Origin of the sequence: Rhizobium sp. BT-226, assembly GCF_025847085.2 — a bacterium.
Classification (GTDB): domain Bacteria; phylum Pseudomonadota; class Alphaproteobacteria; order Rhizobiales; family Rhizobiaceae; genus Rhizobium; species Rhizobium sophorae.
The window spans coordinates 1,783,224-1,800,361 of sequence record NZ_JAOYTI010000002.1 but is presented as its reverse complement, the minus strand read 5'-3'; the positions used below and the strand labels follow the sequence as shown (position 1 = coordinate 1,800,361).

Annotated in this window: 20 protein-coding genes and 1 other RNA gene; 9 read left to right on the top strand and 12 right to left on the bottom strand. The window is 62.3% G+C overall.

Going from position 1 to position 17,138, the window contains the following annotated elements:
- Entirely contained in the window at positions 1–1,260 is a 1,260-nt protein-coding gene (locus tag OIU37_RS19165) for a lytic murein transglycosylase (RefSeq protein WP_264258412.1), read from the bottom strand.
- Positions 1,261–1,271: 11 nt separating this feature from the next.
- Positions 1,272–1,877 carry a recombination mediator RecR gene (gene recR, locus OIU37_RS19160; RefSeq protein ID WP_264258411.1) on the bottom strand — a complete coding sequence of 202 codons (606 nt, stop codon included), beginning with the start codon at positions 1,875–1,877 and terminating at the stop codon, positions 1,272–1,274.
- Between the two features lie 57 nt (positions 1,878–1,934).
- Here recR and OIU37_RS19155 point away from each other — a divergent pair, with 57 nt between their 5' ends.
- Positions 1,935–2,552 (top strand): MOSC domain-containing protein, encoded by a 618-nt coding sequence (locus OIU37_RS19155; protein ID WP_264258410.1) that lies wholly within the window; start codon positions 1,935–1,937, stop codon positions 2,550–2,552.
- Positions 2,553–2,577: 25 nt separating this feature from the next.
- Here the strand turns inward: OIU37_RS19155 and OIU37_RS19150 are convergent, their stop codons facing one another.
- The 3 genes from OIU37_RS19150 to ffs form a co-directional block, all read right to left on the bottom strand.
- The gene (locus OIU37_RS19150) at positions 2,578–2,901 is read right to left on the bottom strand and encodes a YbaB/EbfC family nucleoid-associated protein (RefSeq protein ID WP_003544342.1); all 324 of its coding nucleotides are present in this window, start codon (positions 2,899–2,901) and stop codon (positions 2,578–2,580) included.
- A 21-nt stretch (positions 2,902–2,922) separates the two neighbouring features.
- Complete coding sequence (locus OIU37_RS19145; RefSeq protein WP_264258409.1) at positions 2,923–4,800, bottom strand: DNA polymerase III subunit gamma/tau; 1,878 nt, start codon at positions 4,798–4,800, stop codon at positions 2,923–2,925.
- A 45-nt stretch (positions 4,801–4,845) separates the two neighbouring features.
- Positions 4,846–4,942: signal recognition particle sRNA small type (gene ffs / locus OIU37_RS19140), an RNA gene on the bottom strand.
- A gap of 89 nt (positions 4,943–5,031) precedes the next feature.
- Between ffs and OIU37_RS19135 the strand changes: the two genes are divergently transcribed.
- From OIU37_RS19135 to OIU37_RS19115, 5 genes are all read left to right on the top strand, one after another.
- A complete protein-coding gene (locus OIU37_RS19135; protein ID WP_240604355.1) occupies positions 5,032–5,442 on the top strand; it encodes an HIT domain-containing protein in 411 nt (136 codons plus the stop codon).
- On the top strand, positions 5,439–6,398 hold the full coding sequence (nudC, locus tag OIU37_RS19130; protein WP_180694174.1) for an NAD(+) diphosphatase: 960 nt from the start codon (positions 5,439–5,441) through the stop codon (positions 6,396–6,398). Before OIU37_RS19135 ends, nudC begins: the two co-directional genes overlap by 4 nt.
- Positions 6,399–6,402: 4 nt before the next feature.
- A complete protein-coding gene (locus tag OIU37_RS19125; protein ID WP_264258408.1) occupies positions 6,403–7,098 on the top strand; it encodes a YafY family protein in 696 nt (231 codons plus the stop codon).
- 70 nt (positions 7,099–7,168) lie between these two features.
- On the top strand, positions 7,169–7,429 hold the full coding sequence (locus tag OIU37_RS19120) for a hypothetical protein (RefSeq protein ID WP_264258407.1): 261 nt from the start codon (positions 7,169–7,171) through the stop codon (positions 7,427–7,429).
- Positions 7,430–7,619: 190 nt separating this feature from the next.
- Entirely contained in the window at positions 7,620–7,988 is a 369-nt protein-coding gene (locus OIU37_RS19115; protein ID WP_003555800.1) for a VOC family protein, read from the top strand.
- 113 nt (positions 7,989–8,101) lie between these two features.
- On the opposite strand, the gene OIU37_RS19110 is transcribed toward OIU37_RS19115, so the two are convergent.
- Both OIU37_RS19110 and OIU37_RS19105 read right to left on the bottom strand, forming a co-directional pair.
- A complete protein-coding gene (locus OIU37_RS19110) occupies positions 8,102–8,956 on the bottom strand; it encodes a prephenate dehydratase (RefSeq protein WP_003544355.1) in 855 nt (284 codons plus the stop codon).
- Positions 8,957–8,966: 10 nt separating this feature from the next.
- Positions 8,967–9,722, bottom strand: coding sequence for a 3-deoxy-manno-octulosonate cytidylyltransferase (locus OIU37_RS19105; RefSeq protein WP_168317273.1), 756 nt, complete (start codon positions 9,720–9,722; stop codon positions 8,967–8,969).
- A 154-nt stretch (positions 9,723–9,876) separates the two neighbouring features.
- On the opposite strand from OIU37_RS19105, the gene OIU37_RS19100 reads away from it, so the two are divergent.
- Positions 9,877–10,440: a cytochrome c family protein gene (locus OIU37_RS19100; protein ID WP_168312102.1), complete on the top strand. Its 564-nt coding sequence runs from the start codon at positions 9,877–9,879 to the stop codon at positions 10,438–10,440.
- An 86-nt stretch (positions 10,441–10,526) separates the two neighbouring features.
- On the opposite strand, the gene OIU37_RS19095 is transcribed toward OIU37_RS19100, so the two are convergent.
- Entirely contained in the window at positions 10,527–11,474 is a 948-nt protein-coding gene (locus OIU37_RS19095; protein WP_180694171.1) for an AEC family transporter, read from the bottom strand.
- 488 nt (positions 11,475–11,962) lie between these two features.
- On the opposite strand from OIU37_RS19095, the gene OIU37_RS19090 reads away from it, so the two are divergent.
- Complete coding sequence (locus tag OIU37_RS19090) at positions 11,963–12,955, top strand: adenosine kinase (protein WP_264258398.1); 993 nt, start codon at positions 11,963–11,965, stop codon at positions 12,953–12,955.
- On the opposite strand, the gene OIU37_RS19085 is transcribed toward OIU37_RS19090, so the two are convergent.
- Positions 12,948–13,487, bottom strand: coding sequence for an SH3 domain-containing protein (locus OIU37_RS19085; protein ID WP_180694170.1), 540 nt, complete (start codon positions 13,485–13,487; stop codon positions 12,948–12,950). The genes OIU37_RS19090 and OIU37_RS19085 overlap by 8 nt on opposite strands.
- 185 nt (positions 13,488–13,672) lie before the next feature.
- Between OIU37_RS19085 and OIU37_RS19080 the strand changes: the two genes are divergently transcribed.
- Positions 13,673–14,674: a D-glycerate dehydrogenase gene (locus tag OIU37_RS19080; RefSeq protein ID WP_064653534.1), complete on the top strand. Its 1,002-nt coding sequence runs from the start codon at positions 13,673–13,675 to the stop codon at positions 14,672–14,674.
- Positions 14,675–14,685: 11 nt separating this feature from the next.
- On the opposite strand, the gene OIU37_RS19075 is transcribed toward OIU37_RS19080, so the two are convergent.
- From OIU37_RS19075 to recF, 3 genes are read right to left on the bottom strand one after another with little or no spacing between them, the layout of a single operon-like run.
- Positions 14,686–15,174 carry a GNAT family N-acetyltransferase gene (locus tag OIU37_RS19075; RefSeq protein ID WP_264258396.1) on the bottom strand — a complete coding sequence of 163 codons (489 nt, stop codon included), beginning with the start codon at positions 15,172–15,174 and terminating at the stop codon, positions 14,686–14,688.
- Positions 15,171–15,995 (bottom strand): molybdopterin-synthase adenylyltransferase MoeB, encoded by an 825-nt coding sequence (locus tag OIU37_RS19070; protein ID WP_264258395.1) that lies wholly within the window; start codon positions 15,993–15,995, stop codon positions 15,171–15,173. The genes OIU37_RS19075 and OIU37_RS19070 overlap by 4 nt, the downstream gene beginning before the upstream one ends.
- A complete protein-coding gene (gene recF / locus OIU37_RS19065) occupies positions 15,992–17,116 on the bottom strand; it encodes a DNA replication/repair protein RecF (protein ID WP_264258394.1) in 1,125 nt (374 codons plus the stop codon). Before recF ends, OIU37_RS19070 begins: the two co-directional genes overlap by 4 nt.
- Positions 17,117–17,138: the final 22 nt, after the last annotated feature.

Genomic DNA, 17,138 nt, shown 5'->3' with positions numbered 1-17,138 from the left:
TTACTTCAGTTTGCCCTTCATCGCAGCCTCGGGAAAACATGTCGGCTTCATGTTGTTCTTTGCCTGCCACTGGCCGATCGAACGCCGGGTCTTGTAGCCCGGCAGGCCGTCGGAACCGCCGACATCATAGCCCTGCCGTTCCAGCGCCTTCTGCATGGCGGCGACATCCGAGCGCAGCATCTTGCCGACATCGCCCCATCTGCCCTGGAAGGCGCCGCCATTATAGGCGATCCGGTCGGCAAGATTGCCGATATAGAGCGCGTAGAGGTCGGAATTATTATATTCCTTGATGATGTAGAAATTCGGGGTGACGATGAATTCCGGCCCGTCGCGGCCAGCCGGAACCAGCATCATGCCCTCAGCCTTCATCTCGCCGGAGGGAAAGCCCTTGCCGGAGATGCGGTCGATGCCGAGCGAGGCCCAGTGCGACAGCGGCTTTGCCAGATCGGGTCCCTCCTGCGCGCAGGAGACGGCCTCCGGTATCGACACCTCGAAGCCCCAGTCGCGGTTGCGCTGCCAGCCTTTCTTGACCAGGTAATTGGCGATCGAGGCGAGCGTATCGGGCACCGAGGTCCAGATATTGCGGTGACCGTCGCCATCGAAATCCACGGCATATTTCAGATAGCTGGTCGGCATGAATTGCGGTTGGCCGAGAGCGCCCGCCCACGAACCCTTGAAGTTGGCAGGTGTGACGTCGCCGCCGTCGAGAATATGGAGTGCGGCCACCAGCTCGGTGCGGAACATCTCCTTGCGCGTCGACATGAAGGCCTTGGTCGCGAGCACCTCGATCGCCGAATTCGGGATCTTCGCCGCACCGAAGCCCGTCTCCCGGCCCCAGATGGCAAGCACGATCGAGCCTGGCACACCATAGGTCTTTTCGATCCGCTTCAGCGTCGAGCCATATTGGGCGGCAAAGCCGCGTCCCGTTGCGGCAAGTTTCTTCAGCTGGTCCTCGTTGAAATAGGGAGCGGGCGAGGAAAATTCGGCCTGCGTCTGCTTCTGTTCCTTCGGCGGCGGGAAACCGGGCGGCGCGAGATCGGGCAAGTTCCAGTTCAGCGTGATGCCGGAGAAAGCGGCTTGAAAGACCTTCTCCGAAATGCCGTTCGCCTTCGCTTCCGGCCAGAGGTCGCTCTGCACCCAGGTCTCGAACTGCGCTTCGACATCGGCTTTCGATGGGGCTGCGTATGAGGGGAGGGGGAGGAGAGCGGCGGTTATGGCGAGTGCGAAGATCCGGAGCCGCCGTGGACCATCTTTCGGCATATATAATCCCCTCATATCACCGTCCGCGCCCGAAGGGCCGCCGCAAGCGTGCCCTCGTCGAGATAGTCGAGCTCGCCGCCAACCGGCACGCCATGCGCCAGCCGCGTGATCTTCACGTCGAGCCCCTGCAACTGGTCGGTGATGTAATGCGCCGTCGTCTGTCCCTCAACCGTGGCATTGACCGCGATGATCAGTTCCCGGATGCCACCTTCGCCGATCCGGTCGATCAGGCCGCGAATGTTGAGATCGTCAGGACCGACCCCGTCGAGCGGCGACAGCGTGCCGCCGAGCACATGATAGGCGGCGTTCATCGCGCCTGCCCGTTCCAGCGCCCAGAGATCCGATACGTCCTCGACGACGATGATGACGGATTGGTCGCGTTGCATGTCGGTGCAGACAATACAGGGATCGACCGTATCGACATTGCCGCAGCGCGAGCAGATCTTCACCTTGTCATAGGCCTCGCCCATTGCATTCGACAGCGGGCCTAGCAGCTGGTCCTTCTTCTTGATCAGATGCAGTGCCGCCCGGCGCGCCGAGCGCGGTCCGAGGCCCGGCACCTTTGCCAGAAGCTGGATGAGTTTTTCGATTTCGGGGCCGGTGACTCGTTTTGCCATGCGCCGTTCTTAGCTGATATGGAACGAAAACGGAATCGCGGAAGGATCGGCCATCCCATGAAAATCCTGGCCTTATGCACCGGCCATCCGGAAAGACTGCCGGGCAAGAGTTACAAGACCGGCATCTTCAAACACGCCGTCAACGGCGCGGTGATGATCGACGCCGAAGGTCTTGTCGGCGATGCGATCTGCAATCGCAAACACCATGGCGGCGTCGACCAGGCGGTCTATGTCGAGGGATCGCTGACGCTCGACTGGTGGGCGCAGGAGCTGGGCCGACCCTACGAGGCCGGTACTTTCGGCGAGAACATGGTGATATCAGATCTGGACAATCGCGACGTCGCCGTCGGAGATCGCTTTGTCGTCGGCGATCTCGTCCTCGAGGTCACGTCATGCCGCATTCCCTGCGCCACCTTCGCCGCCAGGATGGCCGATCCGAAATTCGTCGCGCGCTATAAGGACGCCGCCCGTCCCGGCATCTATTGCCGCGTCATCAAAGGCGGTGTGGTCGAGGCCGGAATGCGGGTCGACCATCGACTTTTTACGGGAGAGAAGGTGACGATGCCGGAGTTGATCAAAACTTTCGGCCGGAGGCTTTCGGAGGCGGATCGGGCACGATATCTCGCATCGCCGATCCACTACAAGCTGAGAGCGTTGTTGGAAGCCGGGCGCTGACCACTGGGCATAGGCGGCGTATAGATCAGAACGGCAGCTTGAAGCCGGGTGGGATCGGCAGGCCGGCGGTCAGGGCCTTGGTCTTTTCGGCGGCCAGCGCCTCGGCCTTGTCCTTGGCGTCCTTGTGGGCGGCGACGATCAGGTCCTCGAGGATCTCCACATCGTCTTCCTTGAACAGCGACGGATCGATCTTCAGGCTCTTCAGCTCGCCCTTGCCCGTGATGACCACGGCGACGAGCCCGCCGCCCGCCTTGCCTTCGGCCGTGAGCTCGGCGATCTCCGCCTGCATCTGCTCCATCTTGGCCTGCATTTCCTTGACTTTGCCCATCATGCCCATGATGTCGCGCATCGTCTCGCTCCTTCTTGAAACCTAGAATTCTATATCGTCGCCCGGCAGGATGTCACCTTCCTCGGATTCGGCGGCGGCCGGCGGCGTCGCCTCGCCCTCCTCCTCCGGTTCGGGCGCCCGCACGCGCACGTCGATGATCTTGGCACCCGGAAAATGCGCAAGGATTGCCGCCACGTCAGGATCCTGGCGCGCGTCGATCACATGCTGTTCCCGGGTCCTGGCCTCCGCTTCGACAAGCGTCGGCTGGCCCTCGTCGCGGCTGAGGCTGACGATCCAGTGGATGCCGGTCCATTCCTTCAGCTTGACGGCAAGCTCGTTGAGCAGCGTCGTCGGTGCACCGGGAGCCAGGCTGACGTCGAGCCGGCCGGCTTCGATCCGGACGGGGCGCAGGAAGGTGCGCACCATCGCCTTCAGCTTTGGATCGCGTTTCTCGGTGGCGAGGTTGACGATATCACTGACCGAATTGACCGGGACGAGCGGCTTCAGGGCTTCCGCCGGTTTTGGTTCGATCCGCCCGACAGCCATCGTCTCTGGCTGGCTGCTCGGCACGGCACGCAAGATCGCCACCGGCGCCGAAGGCGGCGGCTGGCTCGGTGCGGTTTCCGCGGCGCGCGCCGCGACACTGTTCTGATAGGAAACCCGTGTCCCGTTGCCGCCGCCATTGCCGGACGGCGGAACCGCGGGCCGGGGGCCGGCATTGTCGCCCGAAAATTCGGCAAGCCGCCGCGCCGCATCCTCGGGCGCCGGCAGATGCGCGGCATGCGCAAGCCGGATCAGCACCATCTCGGCTGCCCCTGCCGTCCGCGACGAGCCTTCTGTCTCCGGAATGCCTTTGAGCAGCATCTGCCAGATCCGCGACAGCGTCGTCACCGCAACGCCCTTGGCAAATTCCGCCGCCTTGGTGCGTTCGACCTCGCTGAGCGAAGGATCGTTTGCCGCATCCGGCACATATTTCAGCCGCGTCACCAGATGGGTGAAATCGGCAAGGTCGGTCAGCACCACCACAGGATTGGCGCCGGCTTCGTACTGGTTCTGGAATTCGCCGAGGGCTGAGGCCACATCGCCTTTGACGATATGCTGGAAGAGATCGACGATCCGGGCGCGGTCGGCAAGGCCCAGCATGCCGCGCACGGCTTCCGCCTGCACGACGCCTGCGCCATGAGCGATCGCCTGGTCGAGCAGCGACAGGCCGTCACGCGCCGAGCCTTCGGCCGCACGCGCGATCATCGCCAGCGCGTCCGCTTCCGCCTCGATGCCCTCCTTGGCCGCGATCGTCGTAAACAGCCCGACGAGATCCGACGCACTGATGCGGCGCAGGTCGAAGCGCTGGCAGCGCGACAGCACGGTGATCGGCACCTTGCGGATTTCTGTGGTAGCGAAGATGAACTTCACATGCTCCGGCGGCTCTTCCAGCGTCTTCAACAGGCCGTTGAAGGCTTGCGTCGACAGCATGTGCACTTCGTCGATGATATAGACTTTGTAGCGCGCCGAAACCGGCCGGTAGCGCACTTGCTCGATGATCTCGCGGATATCGTCGATACCGGTATGGGAGGCGGCATCCATCTCGATCACGTCGACATGCCGGCCTTCCATGATCGCCTGGCAGTGTTCGCCCGGCGTGCGTAAGTCGATCGTCGGCTTGTCGATTTCCGATGTTTTGTAGTTCAGTGCCCGCGCCAGGATGCGCGCCGTCGTCGTCTTGCCCACACCGCGCACACCCGTCAGCATGTAGGCTTGCGCGATGCGGCCGGTTTCGAAGGCGTTGGTGAGGGTGCGGACCATCGGCTCCTGGCCGACCATCAGGTCCGTGAAATCCTTGGGGCGGTATTTGCGAGCCAGCACTCGGTATCCGGTGCCCGTCGAGGCGGCATCTTTTGATTGTCGCTCGGTGTCGCTCATCGCCCTGCTTGTCGCCCGGACTGTCGGGCACTTCGTGGAGAGAAGGTGGGAGGCTGGCACGATGACCCGTGCCGGGCTCGTTAGGGCTGCTTCCTTCCGGACCTGACCCGGTTGGCGAGTGGCTCGTCCACCACCAACCTCCCGGATGCACATATCGGCAATATCGTCATCAAAAGCAAGCCAACATGCAAAAAAACTGCTAGTCGTAGGAAAAGACAGGAGGAATGCCCTTTGAACGGTTTCGTGCTCGATCCCCGGCTGGAAAATGACAGCGTCAGCATCATGGTCACCGGCCTCTGCGATCTGAGATTGTCGAAGGACGCCCGCTGGCCCTGGCTCATTCTTGTGCCGCGCCGGGCTGATATAACCGAAATCTTCGAACTGACGCCGCTCGACCAGGTGCTGCTTGCCTTCGAGACGGAGCTGGTCGCCAAGGCGCTGAAGAAGATCACCGGCGCGACAAAAATCAATGTCGGGGCTCTTGGCAACATCGTCCGCCAGCTTCATGTTCATGTCATTGCCCGCTTCGAAGGCGATGCCAACTGGCCGGGTCCCGTCTGGGGCTTCGGGCGCGCGGAGCCCTACGAAGAAGGAAAGAGAGACGAATTTACAGCGAAGCTGCGGGAAGCCCTTTCATCATGAGTCATTCGCTTTTCGATTCGGATGTGCCGCATCCGGAACCCAGCAATCTCACGGCCTTTGCCGCCAACGACCTCAACCGCGATTCCGAGCATCGCGACGAACAATCCGTCGAAAAGGCGCTGGCCAAGGACGGCACGCACATCTTCGCCTTCGCCGGGGATAAGCTGGTGCTGAAGCATGACGGCCAAGTGCTCGATCCGCTCTTTGCCCGCTACGAGCTGCAGGAATTGCAGCCGAACTGGGACGAAACCATACTTCTCGGCTACCGCAAATCAGGCGAGCCGCGCCTTGCCGTTCCCGTCAGCATCGACGTCGACGACCTCACCAGTCACTACAAGCCTGCCGACGGCCGCACGCTGTTTCGCGAAATGCTGATCGACGAAGTGTTGCTCGGCGAATTCGCCCAGGCCGCAAGCCTCATCCGCTGGAATGGCGACAACCGCTTCTGCGGCCGCTGCGGCTCGGCGATGGAAATCCACATCGGCGGCTACAAGCGTGTCTGCGCCGCCTGCGAGCACATGATTTTCCCCCGCACCGACCCTGTCGTCATCATGCTGACGGTTGACGAGCAGCGCGACCTCTGCCTGCTCGGCCGCAGCCCGCATTTCGCACCGGGCATGTATTCCTGTCTTGCCGGCTTCCTCGAACCCGGCGAGACCATCGAGAACGCCGTGCGTCGGGAAACGCTGGAGGAATCGGGCATCCGCACCGGCCGTATCCGCTACCACGCCTCGCAGCCCTGGCCGATGCCGCATTCCCTGATGATCGGCTGTTACGCCGAGGCGAAATCCACCGAAATCAGCCGCGACGAGACCGAACTGGAAGATTGCCGCTGGTTCACCCGCGAGGAAACGATCGAGATGCTGGAACGCCCGAGCGCGACAGGCAGGGCCTCGCCGCCGAAAGGGGCGATCGCCCACCGCCTGATGCGCGACTGGGTGGAGTGGAAGCGGTAGCGCCATGCCGGTCGCCCGCTCGGAACGGCTGCTGACGCTGCTACAGACGCTCCGGCGTTACCGGCGGCCGGTGACCGGCACGGTGCTTGCCCAGGAGACCGGCGTCAGCCTGCGCACGCTCTATCGCGATATTGCCAGCCTGCAGGCCCAGGGCGCGATGATAGAAGGTGAAGCCGGCATCGGCTATGTGCTGAAGCCCGGCTTCATGCTGCCGCCGATGATGTTTTCCGAAGAAGAGCTGGAGGCATTGGTGCTCGGCTCGCGCTGGGTGGCCCGCGCCGCCGAGCCGCGCCTTGCCCGCGCCGGCGCCGATGCGCTGGCCAAGATAGCCGCCGTGCTGCCGGCCGATATGCGCGAGATGATCGATTCGGCAGCGCTTTTCGTCGGTCCCAAACGCAGGGACGAGGACAAGGCTGACGTCTCGGCCATCCGCAAGGCTATCCGCATGGAGCGGATTCTCGAACTGCATTATGGTGACGAGCAGGGCCGTATTTCGCGCCGCCGCGTCTGGCCATTCGGGCTCGGCTATTACGAGCATGTGCGCGTCCTCATGGCCTGGTGCGAACTGCGCCAGGATTTTCGCCATTTTCGCACCGACCGCATCATCGACATGGCGTTGCACGAGGTGCGCTATCCGCGCCGCCGCACGGTTCTCCTCAAGGAATGGCGCGAGACGCAGGACGTACCGGTCGAGAACTGAACGCTGCTGCCATAAACTGTCAGCAGGTGGAGTTATTATCAGTACACTTCACCAGGAAGGAGTACTGATCATGGTAACGCCTCCAGCCATTCATTTCACCAACGACCGTTTTGCAGCCGAGTCCTTTGCCGATGTCATTTCGGCCGAGACTTTTGCCGATGTCCGCCAGTCAGCGCGCTCCGGCCTGCTGCACGTGGTCACGAGCGTTTTCCGCTTTCGCAGGGGAGATCGCACCAGCCTCGACCTTGAAGCGACACCGGATTACCTGAAGCGCGACCTCGGCTTCATCGACGGACGCGACCCGCACTGCGAGGACCGTTTCCCGCTCTAAAGCATATCGCGCAAAAGCGCAGCGGTTTTGCGACAACGAGATGCGCGACCGCTTTAGGTCGCCTATCCTTATCAACATTCTACTCGACGAGAACGGGCGTTGCGATCGCAACTCCGTCGATTGTCTGCTGCCATGATTTGTCAGCAGACGATCTCTCGCGGCGCCATTCTTAAACAACGGGAGAACCGAAATGACCAGCCCCAATCTCATCATTCTTTACGTCAAGGACCCGGGTGAAAGCGCCAGCTTCTACCGGAATCTGCTGAACCGCGAACCGGCCGTGGAAGCGCCGAATTTCGTCGCTTTTCCGCTTGAGGGCGGTTTCACGCTCGGTCTCTGGCGGCGCAGCAAGGTCGAGCCGCAGCCCTCCGCCATCGGCAATCGCGGCGAAGTGGCGTTCATGGTCGAAGGAGAAAATGCCGTCGCCAGGCATTATGAAGACTGGCGCCAGCGCGGCCTGCCGATCGCCCAGGAACTGACCGAATTGGATTTCGGCCCGACCTTCGTCGTGCTCGATCCGGATGGGCATCGGCTGCGTGTCTGTGAGCCGGATAAATAATTCAGGCGACTTGCGGGGCTTGCCTTGGAGCATGATGCCGAAAAGTATCAGCGGTTTTCGGACAACATCATGCTCTAACTATTTAATTTAGAACAGGATGACTTCATCCTGTTCTAAAGCAGGCCTCGCATCGCATGCCCCTTGTAGACGCCGAGGATGCGGACTTTCTCGGAAAAGAACCGCAATTCCTCCAACGCCCGGCGCACGTTCGGATCGTTCGGATGGCCTTCGATATCGGCGTAAAACTGCGTCGCCACGAATTTTCCGCCGAGCTGGTAGCTTTCCAGCTTCGTCATGTTGATGTTGTTGGTGGCAAAACCGCCGAGCGCTTTGTAGAGCGCGGCCGGAATGTTGCGGACGTTGAAGACGAAGGTGGTGACGACCTTTTCTTCCGCCGAATTCCGCTGCGCCCATTCCTCGTCGCGGGACAGGACGACGAAGCGGGTGACGTTGTTTTCCGTATCCTCGACATTTTCGGCGATGATCTCGAGCCCGTAGAGATCGGCGGCAAGACGTGGCGCCAAGGCGGCCATCGAGCGGTCGCCGGTTTCCTGCACGAGTTTCGCCGCCCCTGCCGTATCGCCGGCGATCACCGGCTTCCAGCCATTGGCGCGAACGATCTTGCGGCACTGGCCGAGCGCGTGGATATGGCTGTGCACCGTGCGGATCTCGTCCTTGGTAACACCGGGCAGCACCATCAGCTGGAAGCGGATCGGCATGAAATATTCGCCGATGATGTGCAGTCGCGACTCCGGCAGCAGATGGTGGATATCGGCGACGCGCCCGGCGATCGTGTTCTCGATCGGGATCATCCCAATATCGGCATCGCCGTTGTCGACCGCCGTGAACGCATCCTCGAAGGTCTGGCAGGGCAGCGGCTCCATGGTCGGAAACATGTCGCGGCTGGCCATGTCGGAATTGGCGCCGAATTCGCCCTGAAAGGCGATCCTGTTGGTCTTGATGTTCATGATGGTTCCGTCAGTTCGACTTTGCGGAGAGGATGCGCCGCGCTTTTTCGAGGTCGGCGGGAGTATCGACACCGAGCGGAACCGTGTCAACGATCTCGGCGTCGATGCGCATGCCGGCTTCCAGCGCCCGCAGCTGCTCCAGCGATTCGCGCCTTTCGAGCGTTGAGGGGCCGAGCGAGACGAACCGTTCGAGCGCCGCGCGCCGATAGGCATAAAGGCCGATATGATGGTAGAGCGGCCCCTGGCCGTAAGGGGCGGTTGCCCGCGTGAAGTAGAGCGCGTGCAGCCGGGCGGCGGAAATCGGCGAGCCGACGATCTTGACGATGTGCGGCGCGGTCTTGTCCTCCTCATTGTCGATTTCGGTCGTCAGCGTGCCGATATCGACCGCCTCGTTTTCGAGCGGGCGCAAGGCCGCGCGCACTGTTTCCGGATCGATCGTCGGCAGATCGCCCTGGACGTTGACGATGATTTTTGCCTTTCCATCCGGATCGACTTTCGTCAGCGCCTCAAAGATCCGATCGGAACCCGATTGATGATCCGTGCTGGTCATGACGACCTCGAAGCCGGCAGCGGCCACGGCATCGAACACCTGGGTGTCGTCGACGGCGACGACGACGCGGCCGATGGCTGCTTCCCTGGCGCGCATCGCCACCTGCACGATCATCGGCAGGCCGCAAATATCGGCCAGCGGCTTGCCCGGAAGGCGGGTGGAGGCCATGCGCGCCGGGATCAGCACCAGCACGCCATCTAAATTTGAATCACTCATTGTTCAGGCCTTCTATTCCGGGCTGGAAAGTGTCAAAAAGTCTCACGCGCAAGACCATTTAGACAGTTGCAACGAACAGCCAAAAGACATAGGTTCCGCGCGATTTCAAGATGGTCCGGTTTATGATCTGCCGGCTGCAAGGGGAGCATTGCAGATGAATTCATACGTCAATACGGCCGTCGGGGCGCTGCTCGGAACGATTTTCGTTCTGATGTCGGTCTCTATCGCGTCCGAAGGAATCTTCCATTCCGAAGCACCGGAAAAGGAAGGTTTCGCGATCGTTGCCGAAGAGGCGCCCGCTGCTGGCGGCGAGGCTGCGCCTGCCGTTGCCGTTCCGATTGCGCAATTGCTCGCTTCTGCAGATGCCAAGGCCGGCGAGACGGTCTTCAAGAAGTGTCAGGCCTGTCATGACGCCACCAAAGGGGGGCCGAATAAGGTCGGTCCCAACCTCTTTGGTGCCGTTGATCGCCCGATCGCCTCGCATGAAGGCTTTGCCTATTCCGCTGCCATGAAGGATTTCTCCAAGGGCGGCAGCGAGAAGTGGACCTTCGAAAACCTCAACAAGTTCCTGCTGGCGCCAAAGAAGGACATTCCAGGCACCGCAATGGGCTTCGCCGGTCTGGCGAAGGATCAGGACCGCGCCAACGTTATCCTCTACCTGCACACGCTCGCCGATTCGCCGGTGCCGCTGCCGGATCCGAACGCCGCGACGCAGTAGCACGGCAGACATCGCAGGACGTTGAAGCCCGGCCCGCAAGCCGGGCTTTTTCGTTGTGCGGTAACAACATGCGTAAAGCAAAGACCTCAGGCGCCGAGGAAATAGGCCCAGAGCGAAACCGTGATGGCGCCGAGCGCCGTCGTCACCGTGATCGTCGAGGCGGCGAGGCTGTGACCGACGCCGAAGCGATTGGCGATCAGCCAGGCGTTGACGCCTGTTGGGACGGAGGAGGTCAGCACGATCGCTGCCGTCCATTCGGGGCTGAGACCGAGAAGACGGCTCGCCGCCCACACGCAGCCGGGCAGCAGCAGCAGCTTCAGGCTCGAGGTGACGCTGGCGATGCCGAGATTGCCGGAGACGCCGTATCTCTCCAGCGCCATGCCGAGCGATATCAGCGCCGCCGGGCCGGCAATGCCGGCGATCTGCCCGACGACCGTTGCCATCGTTGTCGGCATGGTGAGACCGGAAAGGTGCATGGCCATGCCGGCCGCAAGCCCGATCACCAGCGGGTTGCGTACGAGATTGACTGCGATCTGGCGGAGCACGAGCATCATGCTGCGATCGCTTTTGCCGGCGATCTTGCGCTCGGCATGCTCCATCAGCACCGTGCCGGCGACCATCATCACCGGCAGATGCACGGCAAGCAGGATCGACAGCGCCACCAGCCCTTCGTCGCCGACGGTCCGCTCGACGAGCGGCAGGCCGATGAAGATATTGTTGGCGAAGGCCGAGGACACGCCGGCCAGCACGCCGATCCGTTCGTCGCGGTTAAAGAGGCGTGTGGCGGCGATATGGCCGGCGGTCCAGGTGATGGCGACGCCGGAAAAATAGACGATCCAGAGCCGGAAGGGCGAGGCGCCATGAAAATCCGCCTCGGCGATGGTGCGGAAGAGCAGAAGCGGCACGGCGATCTTGAAGACGAATTCGCTGAGCGCTTCGCCGACATTCGACGCCATCAATCCGCTGCGAACGATCACCCAGCCGATGAGAATCAGGATGAAGATGGGAAGGACGTCGAAAATGATGGCTGACATGCGGGAGGCTGCTCTGCGCGGGGGAGTATACGACTTCTACAGCGCCGCGTCTCTTCCAGAGGCGCAAAGGACGCTGTAGTACTTAGAATTAAGGAATTATGCAGTAGCAGCAAACGGCTTGGATTGAAAAGCCAATCGCCGCCCGATCCGGCAGCCCGGGCATCCGAAAGCAAAAAAAGCGGGCACAGCCCGCTTTTCCGCTCCGGCCTCGCCGGATATCCGGATCACGAAGCTGCCAGTTCATCCGTGGTCAACATCGCGCCGGTAAGATCGAAGGGATCATCCCTCGTGCGCCCGACTGCAACTGAAAGCTGCTCATGCCGGTCTTCTTGCGAGTATTTCTAGATATTGAAAATGACAGGGACATGACGAATAGGCGGCACTTTTGCGAAGAAATAGAGAGACCATCCACCATTTATCCTTCCAAACCGCGGAAATTTCGCTAAGACCAAACCCCGGCTATCACAAACTCCGGGACCCCCCATTTCATGACAAGATTCGATGTTCTGACAGTCGGCAACGCAATCGTGGATATCATTGCCCGTTGCGACGACCAGTTCCTCATTGACAACCAGATCACCAAGGCGGCGATGAACCTTATCGATGCCGAACGCGCCGAACTCTTGTATTCGCGCATGGGACCGGCGCTCGAAGCTTCCGGCGGCAGCGCCGGCAACACGGCGGCGGGCGTTGCCAACCTCGGGGGCAAGGCCGCCTATTTCGGCAATGTCGCCCAGGATCAACTCGGTGACATCTTCACCCACGACATCCGCGCTCAGGGCGTCCACTACCACACCCGGCCGAAGGGCACCTTCCCGCCGACGGCGCGTTCGATGATCTTCGTCACCGAGGACGGCGAGCGTTCGATGAACACCTATCTCGGCGCTTGCGTCGAGCTCGGCCCGGAAGACGTCGAGACCGACGTCGTGGCCGACGCCAAGGTTACCTATTTCGAAGGTTATCTCTGGGATCCGCCGCGCGCCAAGGAAGCGATCCTCGATTGTGCCCGCATCGCCCATGAAAACGGCCGCGAAATGTCGATGACGCTGTCCGACAGCTTCTGCGTCGACCGCTATCGCGGCGAGTTCCTCGATCTGATGCGCTCCGGCAAGGTCGATATCGTCTTCGCCAATCGCCAGGAAGCATTGTCGCTCTACGAGACCGACGATTTCGAGGAGGCGCTGAACAGGATCGCCGCCGATTGCAAGATCGCCGCCGTGACGATGAGCGAGAATGGTGCCGTCATCCTGAAGGGCCGTGAGCGTTTTTACGTCGATGCGATCCGGATCAAGGAAGTTGTGGACACGACGGGCGCCGGCGACCTGTTCGCCTCCGGCTTCCTCTATGGCTACACGCAGGGACGCTCTCTCGAGGATTGCGGCAAGCTCGGTTGCCTGGCTGCCGGCATCGTCATCCAGCAGATCGGTCCGCGCCCGATGACCTCGCTTTCCGAGGCCGCCAAACGGGCAGGGCTTATTTGAAGGCTTCGCCGGGATAGGCGCCCCAGATCTCCGACTGCGCCACCCAGCCCGAGGCGCCGTCGGATTCGGCGCGGCACCAGTCGCCGTTGCATTCGCCGATCGTCAGCATCACGCCGGGTTCGAGCTTGGCGACGATCGAGGCGGAGGGCTGCGCGTCGCGGCGCAGGTTGACATAGATGCCCTTGCCTTTGGTCTTCATCCACGGGGCGGCGATCGCCGCGCGCTGGCCTGACAGCAGCGACTGGTTAACCCAGCCTTCGGTGCCGTCGGCATCGCGGATGCGGCGCCAATTGTCGTATTCCTGGATGATCTCCACCGGCAGGCCGGATTTCAGGTACATCCACGACACGGCGTAATCCGTTCCCGGACCGATGCGCAGGTTGACGCGCTTGGATTTCAGCGTGACGAAACGCGGCAATGGCAGTCCGCTTGGCCCCTTGGCCGCCTGCGCATGGGCGAACTCGACGCTTCCCATGGATGCAGCCAGAGCGATGGCAAGGGCGAGGCAGGACTTTAGGACTTTGCTGCGCATGGAAGTTTCCGTTTGCTCGAATTCGCGGGCAGGCCCGGCCTGCTCGCGGTCCGGGCTCTGACATTCCCCGGCTGCACCACGAGTTTTGTTTGTCTTCGCGTGCGGGTCTGGTAGAAAATGCCCGGAATGGGAAAATTATCACCCCTCTTGGTTAAAGACCTCTGAACAAGGCACCACAGGCAGCCATGACAGCGAAGAAAAAACCGAAGGTCTACATCACCCGCAAGCTGCCGGATGCCGTCGAAACCCGGATGCGCGAACTCTTCGACGCCGAGCTGAACATCGACGACGCGCCGCGTTCCGTTCCCGAGCTGATCGCCGCAGTCAAGACCGCCGATGTGCTGGTGCCGACCGTCACCGATCGCATCGACGCGGCGCTGATCGAGCAGGCGGGACCGCAGATGAAGCTGATTGCGAGCTTCTCCAACGGCACCGATCACATCGACGTCGAGGCGGCTGCGCGCAAGGGCATCACCGTCACCAACACGCCGAACGTCCTGACCGAAGACACCGCCGATATGACCATGGCGCTGATTCTCGCAGTTCCGAGAAGGCTCGGCGAAGGTGCGCGCGTACTGACCGACAAGCCGGGCGAATGGGCAGGCTGGTCTCCCACCTGGATGCTCGGCCGGCGCATTCACGGCAAGCGCATCGGAATCGTCGGCATGGGCCGCATCGGCACGGCGGTGGCCCGCCGCGCCAAGGCTTTCGGCCTGTCGATCCACTACCACAACCGCAAGCGCGTCAATCCGGCCGTCGAGGACGAGCTGGAGGCGACCTATTGGGAAAGCCTCGACCAGATGCTTGCCCGCGTCGACATCGTTTCGGTCAATTGTCCGTCGACCCCGGCGACCTTCCACCTGATCTCGGCCCGCCGTCTGGCACTGCTGCAGCCGACGGCCTATCTCGTCAACACCGCTCGCGGCGACGTGGTCGATGAAGCTGCGCTGATCAAATGCCTGAGGGAGGGCCGGATTGCCGGCGCCGGCCTCGACGTCTTCGAAAACGAGCCTGCCGTCAACCCGAAGCTCATCAAGCTCGCCAATGAGGGCAAGGTCGTGCTGCTACCGCATATGAGTTCGGCGACGATCGAAGGCCGCATCGACATGGGCGACAAGGTCATCATCAATATCCGCACTTTCATCGACGGTCACAGGCCGCCGAATCGGGTACTGCCGGGGCGTTGAAGCGCTGTAAATCAGGTGACGTGGATCGGAGCCGCAAGGACCTTGCGCATCTCGCCAAATGTCGTCCTGGCAAAGCCGGGATGCGCCTTTTCGGCGGTTCTGGAAAATCCCCAGGCGGCAAAGACGGCGTGGTTGTCGGTGAGTTCGATGCGCGTTTCCAGCCGCAAGGCGGGAAGGTCGAGCGCCACAGCGGCCTCCTCGGCAATTGTCAGCAGCCGTTTGCCGAGGCCCTTGCCCTGCACCTCAGGCAGAACGGCGAGCTTGCCGACGTAGAGACAATCGGCTTCCGGCCGCAGGAAGAGGCAACCGACCAGCTTTTCGCCGTCGATGGCGACATGGCCGATCTCGGTCCCGGCCTTTTCGGCCAGTGATGCCGTCGTCAGCTTGAGCGCCGAAGATGGCGGGTCGATCCTACCATTCATGGAGGCGAAGGCGGAAAGGATCAGCGCCAGCAGTTCATCCCAGCGCGTGAAAGTCTGATCAAGCGGAACAATCCTCATCCCGCCTGTCTCTGTGTCGTACGGCGCCGTTTGTAGCGGATGGTGTCGAAGCGGGCCGAGAGCGCGTCGTAGAGCAGCAACCGCCCGACCAGCGGTTCGCCGGTGCCGGTGACGAGTTTGATCGCCTCCATCGCCATCATCGTGCCGATGACGCCGGTCAGCGCGCCGATGATGCCGGCCTCGGCGCATGCGGGAATCAATCCGGCCGGCGGCGCTTCCGGAAACAGGTCACGATATCGAGGGTTGGGCGATCCGTCCTCAGCCGTCTCATAGGGCTTGAGAACCGTCAACGAACCATCGAAACGCCCGACGGCGCCGCTGACGAGCGGGATGCGCGCTTCATCAGCCGCATCGGCGGTGGCATAACGGGTGTCGAAATTGTCGGAGCCGTCGATCAGCAGATCGAAGCCGGAGAGCTGACGGCGGGCGGCCTCCGGGGAGAAGCGTTCCTCGAAGCGGATCAGTCGGACATGCGGATTGAGCCTGGCGATGGCGAAGGCGGCACTCTCGGTCTTCAGCTCGCCGATCGTGCCGGAATCATGGATCACCTGGCGCTGCAGGTTCGACAGCGACACCCGGTCGTCGTCGACGATACCGAGCGTGCCGACGCCGGCTGCGGCCAGATATTGCAGGACCGGCGCACCGAGACCACCGGCGCCGATCACCAGCACGCGGGCGGCTTTCAGTTTTTGCTGGCCCGCGCCGCCAATCTCGGGCAGCAGGATGTGGCGGTGATAGCGCGCGATTTCTTCCGGGCTGAGCGGTTCCATGGCGCCGATGTTATCATGACGCCCGACGCCGGGAAAAGCCGCTTCGGTCATTCGAACACCCTTCCGTCGGCCACCGTGAAAAACTGCGCCCTGTCGCCGAGTGTTGAAAACATCGCGCGGTCCGTTCCGGTCATGAAGGCCTGGCCGCCGAGCCCGTCGATAAGGTCGAATAACGCGGCGCGGCGACCCTCGTCGAGATGGGCCGCGATCTCGTCGAGCAGCAGGATCGGCGCATGGCCGGTGAGATTGCCGACGAGCCGCGCATGCGCAAGCACCAGGCCGACAAGCAGTGCTTTCTGCTCGCCGGTGGAGCAACGCTCCGCCTCCATCGCCTTTTCGCGGTGATGCACGATGAGATCGGCCCGGTGCGGCCCCTCAAGCGTGCGTCCTGCGCCGGCATCGCGGTAGCGGCTCTCCGCCAGCATCTGCGCGTAATCGTCCTCAAGGTCGACCGAGGGGCGCGAGAACTGACCGTCCATGAAGCCTGAGAGCTGCAGCGATGCCGAAGGGAAGGGGGACGTTTCGCGGGTTTCCTCGATCAGTCGGGTCAGCAGGCCGAGCATCTCCTGCCGGGCGAGCGCCATGGCGATGCCGAGGCTTGCCATCTGCTCCTCGATGCCGGCAAGCCAGGAGGGGTCGAAGCGGCCTTCATCCAGCAATTTGTTGCGGCTGCGCATGGCGCGCTCGAAATCGCTGGCGCGGCGGCCATGGGCGGGATCGAGCGACAGCACCAGCCGGTCGAGAAAGCGGCGCCGGTCGGAAGAGGCGCCGGTAAAGAGCCCGTCCATCGCCGGTGTCAGCCAGAGAAGGCGCAGATGGTCGGTCAGTTCGTCGGCAGTCTTTGCCGTCGTGCCATTGATGCGCAGCCTGCGGGCGGTGGTCTCCTCGCCCGTTTCGATGCCGGTGCCGATCTCGACGTCGCCCTCCATGCCGTCGAGCGCGGCGAAGATCGAAAAGCCGCCGGCCGCGCCGACGCGGGTAATGTCGCCATAAGCCGCGCGGCGCAGACCGCGGCCAGGCGAAAGCAGCGAGACTGCCTCCATGAGATTGGTCTTGCCGGCGCCGTTGTCTCCCGTCAGCACGGCATGCCGACCGTCAAGGGCAAGGGCCGCCGCCGCATAGTTGCGGAAGTCTGTCAGCTTCAGACGGGAAAGAGAAACCTTGTGCGGCATCGAATGTCCGGAATCGTAAAGC

What these genes read in the sequence shown, in the direction of transcription:
- OIU37_RS19165 (WP_264258412.1), bottom strand. Translation starts at nt 1,260, where the DNA reads ATGCCGAAAGATGGTCCACGGCGGCTCCGGATCTTCGCACTCGCCATA.
- recR (WP_264258411.1), bottom strand. Translation starts at nt 1,877, where the DNA reads ATGGCAAAACGAGTCACCGGCCCCGAAATCGAAAAACTCATCCAGCTT.
- OIU37_RS19155 (WP_264258410.1), top strand. Translation starts at nt 1,935, where the DNA reads ATGAAAATCCTGGCCTTATGCACCGGCCATCCGGAAAGACTGCCGGGC.
- OIU37_RS19150 (WP_003544342.1), bottom strand. Translation starts at nt 2,901, where the DNA reads ATGCGCGACATCATGGGCATGATGGGCAAAGTCAAGGAAATGCAGGCC.
- OIU37_RS19145 (WP_264258409.1), bottom strand. Translation starts at nt 4,800, where the DNA reads ATGAGCGACACCGAGCGACAATCAAAAGATGCCGCCTCGACGGGCACC.
- nudC (WP_180694174.1), top strand. Translation starts at nt 5,439, where the DNA reads ATGAGTCATTCGCTTTTCGATTCGGATGTGCCGCATCCGGAACCCAGC.
- OIU37_RS19125 (WP_264258408.1), top strand. Translation starts at nt 6,403, where the DNA reads ATGCCGGTCGCCCGCTCGGAACGGCTGCTGACGCTGCTACAGACGCTC.
- OIU37_RS19120 (WP_264258407.1), top strand. Translation starts at nt 7,169, where the DNA reads ATGGTAACGCCTCCAGCCATTCATTTCACCAACGACCGTTTTGCAGCC.
- OIU37_RS19115 (WP_003555800.1), top strand. Translation starts at nt 7,620, where the DNA reads ATGACCAGCCCCAATCTCATCATTCTTTACGTCAAGGACCCGGGTGAA.
- OIU37_RS19110 (WP_003544355.1), bottom strand. Translation starts at nt 8,956, where the DNA reads ATGAACATCAAGACCAACAGGATCGCCTTTCAGGGCGAATTCGGCGCC.
- OIU37_RS19105 (WP_168317273.1), bottom strand. Translation starts at nt 9,722, where the DNA reads ATGAGTGATTCAAATTTAGATGGCGTGCTGGTGCTGATCCCGGCGCGC.
- OIU37_RS19100 (WP_168312102.1), top strand. Translation starts at nt 9,877, where the DNA reads ATGAATTCATACGTCAATACGGCCGTCGGGGCGCTGCTCGGAACGATT.
- OIU37_RS19095 (WP_180694171.1), bottom strand. Translation starts at nt 11,474, where the DNA reads ATGTCAGCCATCATTTTCGACGTCCTTCCCATCTTCATCCTGATTCTC.
- OIU37_RS19090 (WP_264258398.1), top strand. Translation starts at nt 11,963, where the DNA reads ATGACAAGATTCGATGTTCTGACAGTCGGCAACGCAATCGTGGATATC.
- OIU37_RS19085 (WP_180694170.1), bottom strand. Translation starts at nt 13,487, where the DNA reads ATGCGCAGCAAAGTCCTAAAGTCCTGCCTCGCCCTTGCCATCGCTCTG.
- OIU37_RS19080 (WP_064653534.1), top strand. Translation starts at nt 13,673, where the DNA reads ATGACAGCGAAGAAAAAACCGAAGGTCTACATCACCCGCAAGCTGCCG.
- OIU37_RS19075 (WP_264258396.1), bottom strand. Translation starts at nt 15,174, where the DNA reads ATGAGGATTGTTCCGCTTGATCAGACTTTCACGCGCTGGGATGAACTG.
- OIU37_RS19070 (WP_264258395.1), bottom strand. Translation starts at nt 15,995, where the DNA reads ATGACCGAAGCGGCTTTTCCCGGCGTCGGGCGTCATGATAACATCGGC.
- recF (WP_264258394.1), bottom strand. Translation starts at nt 17,116, where the DNA reads ATGCCGCACAAGGTTTCTCTTTCCCGTCTGAAGCTGACAGACTTCCGC.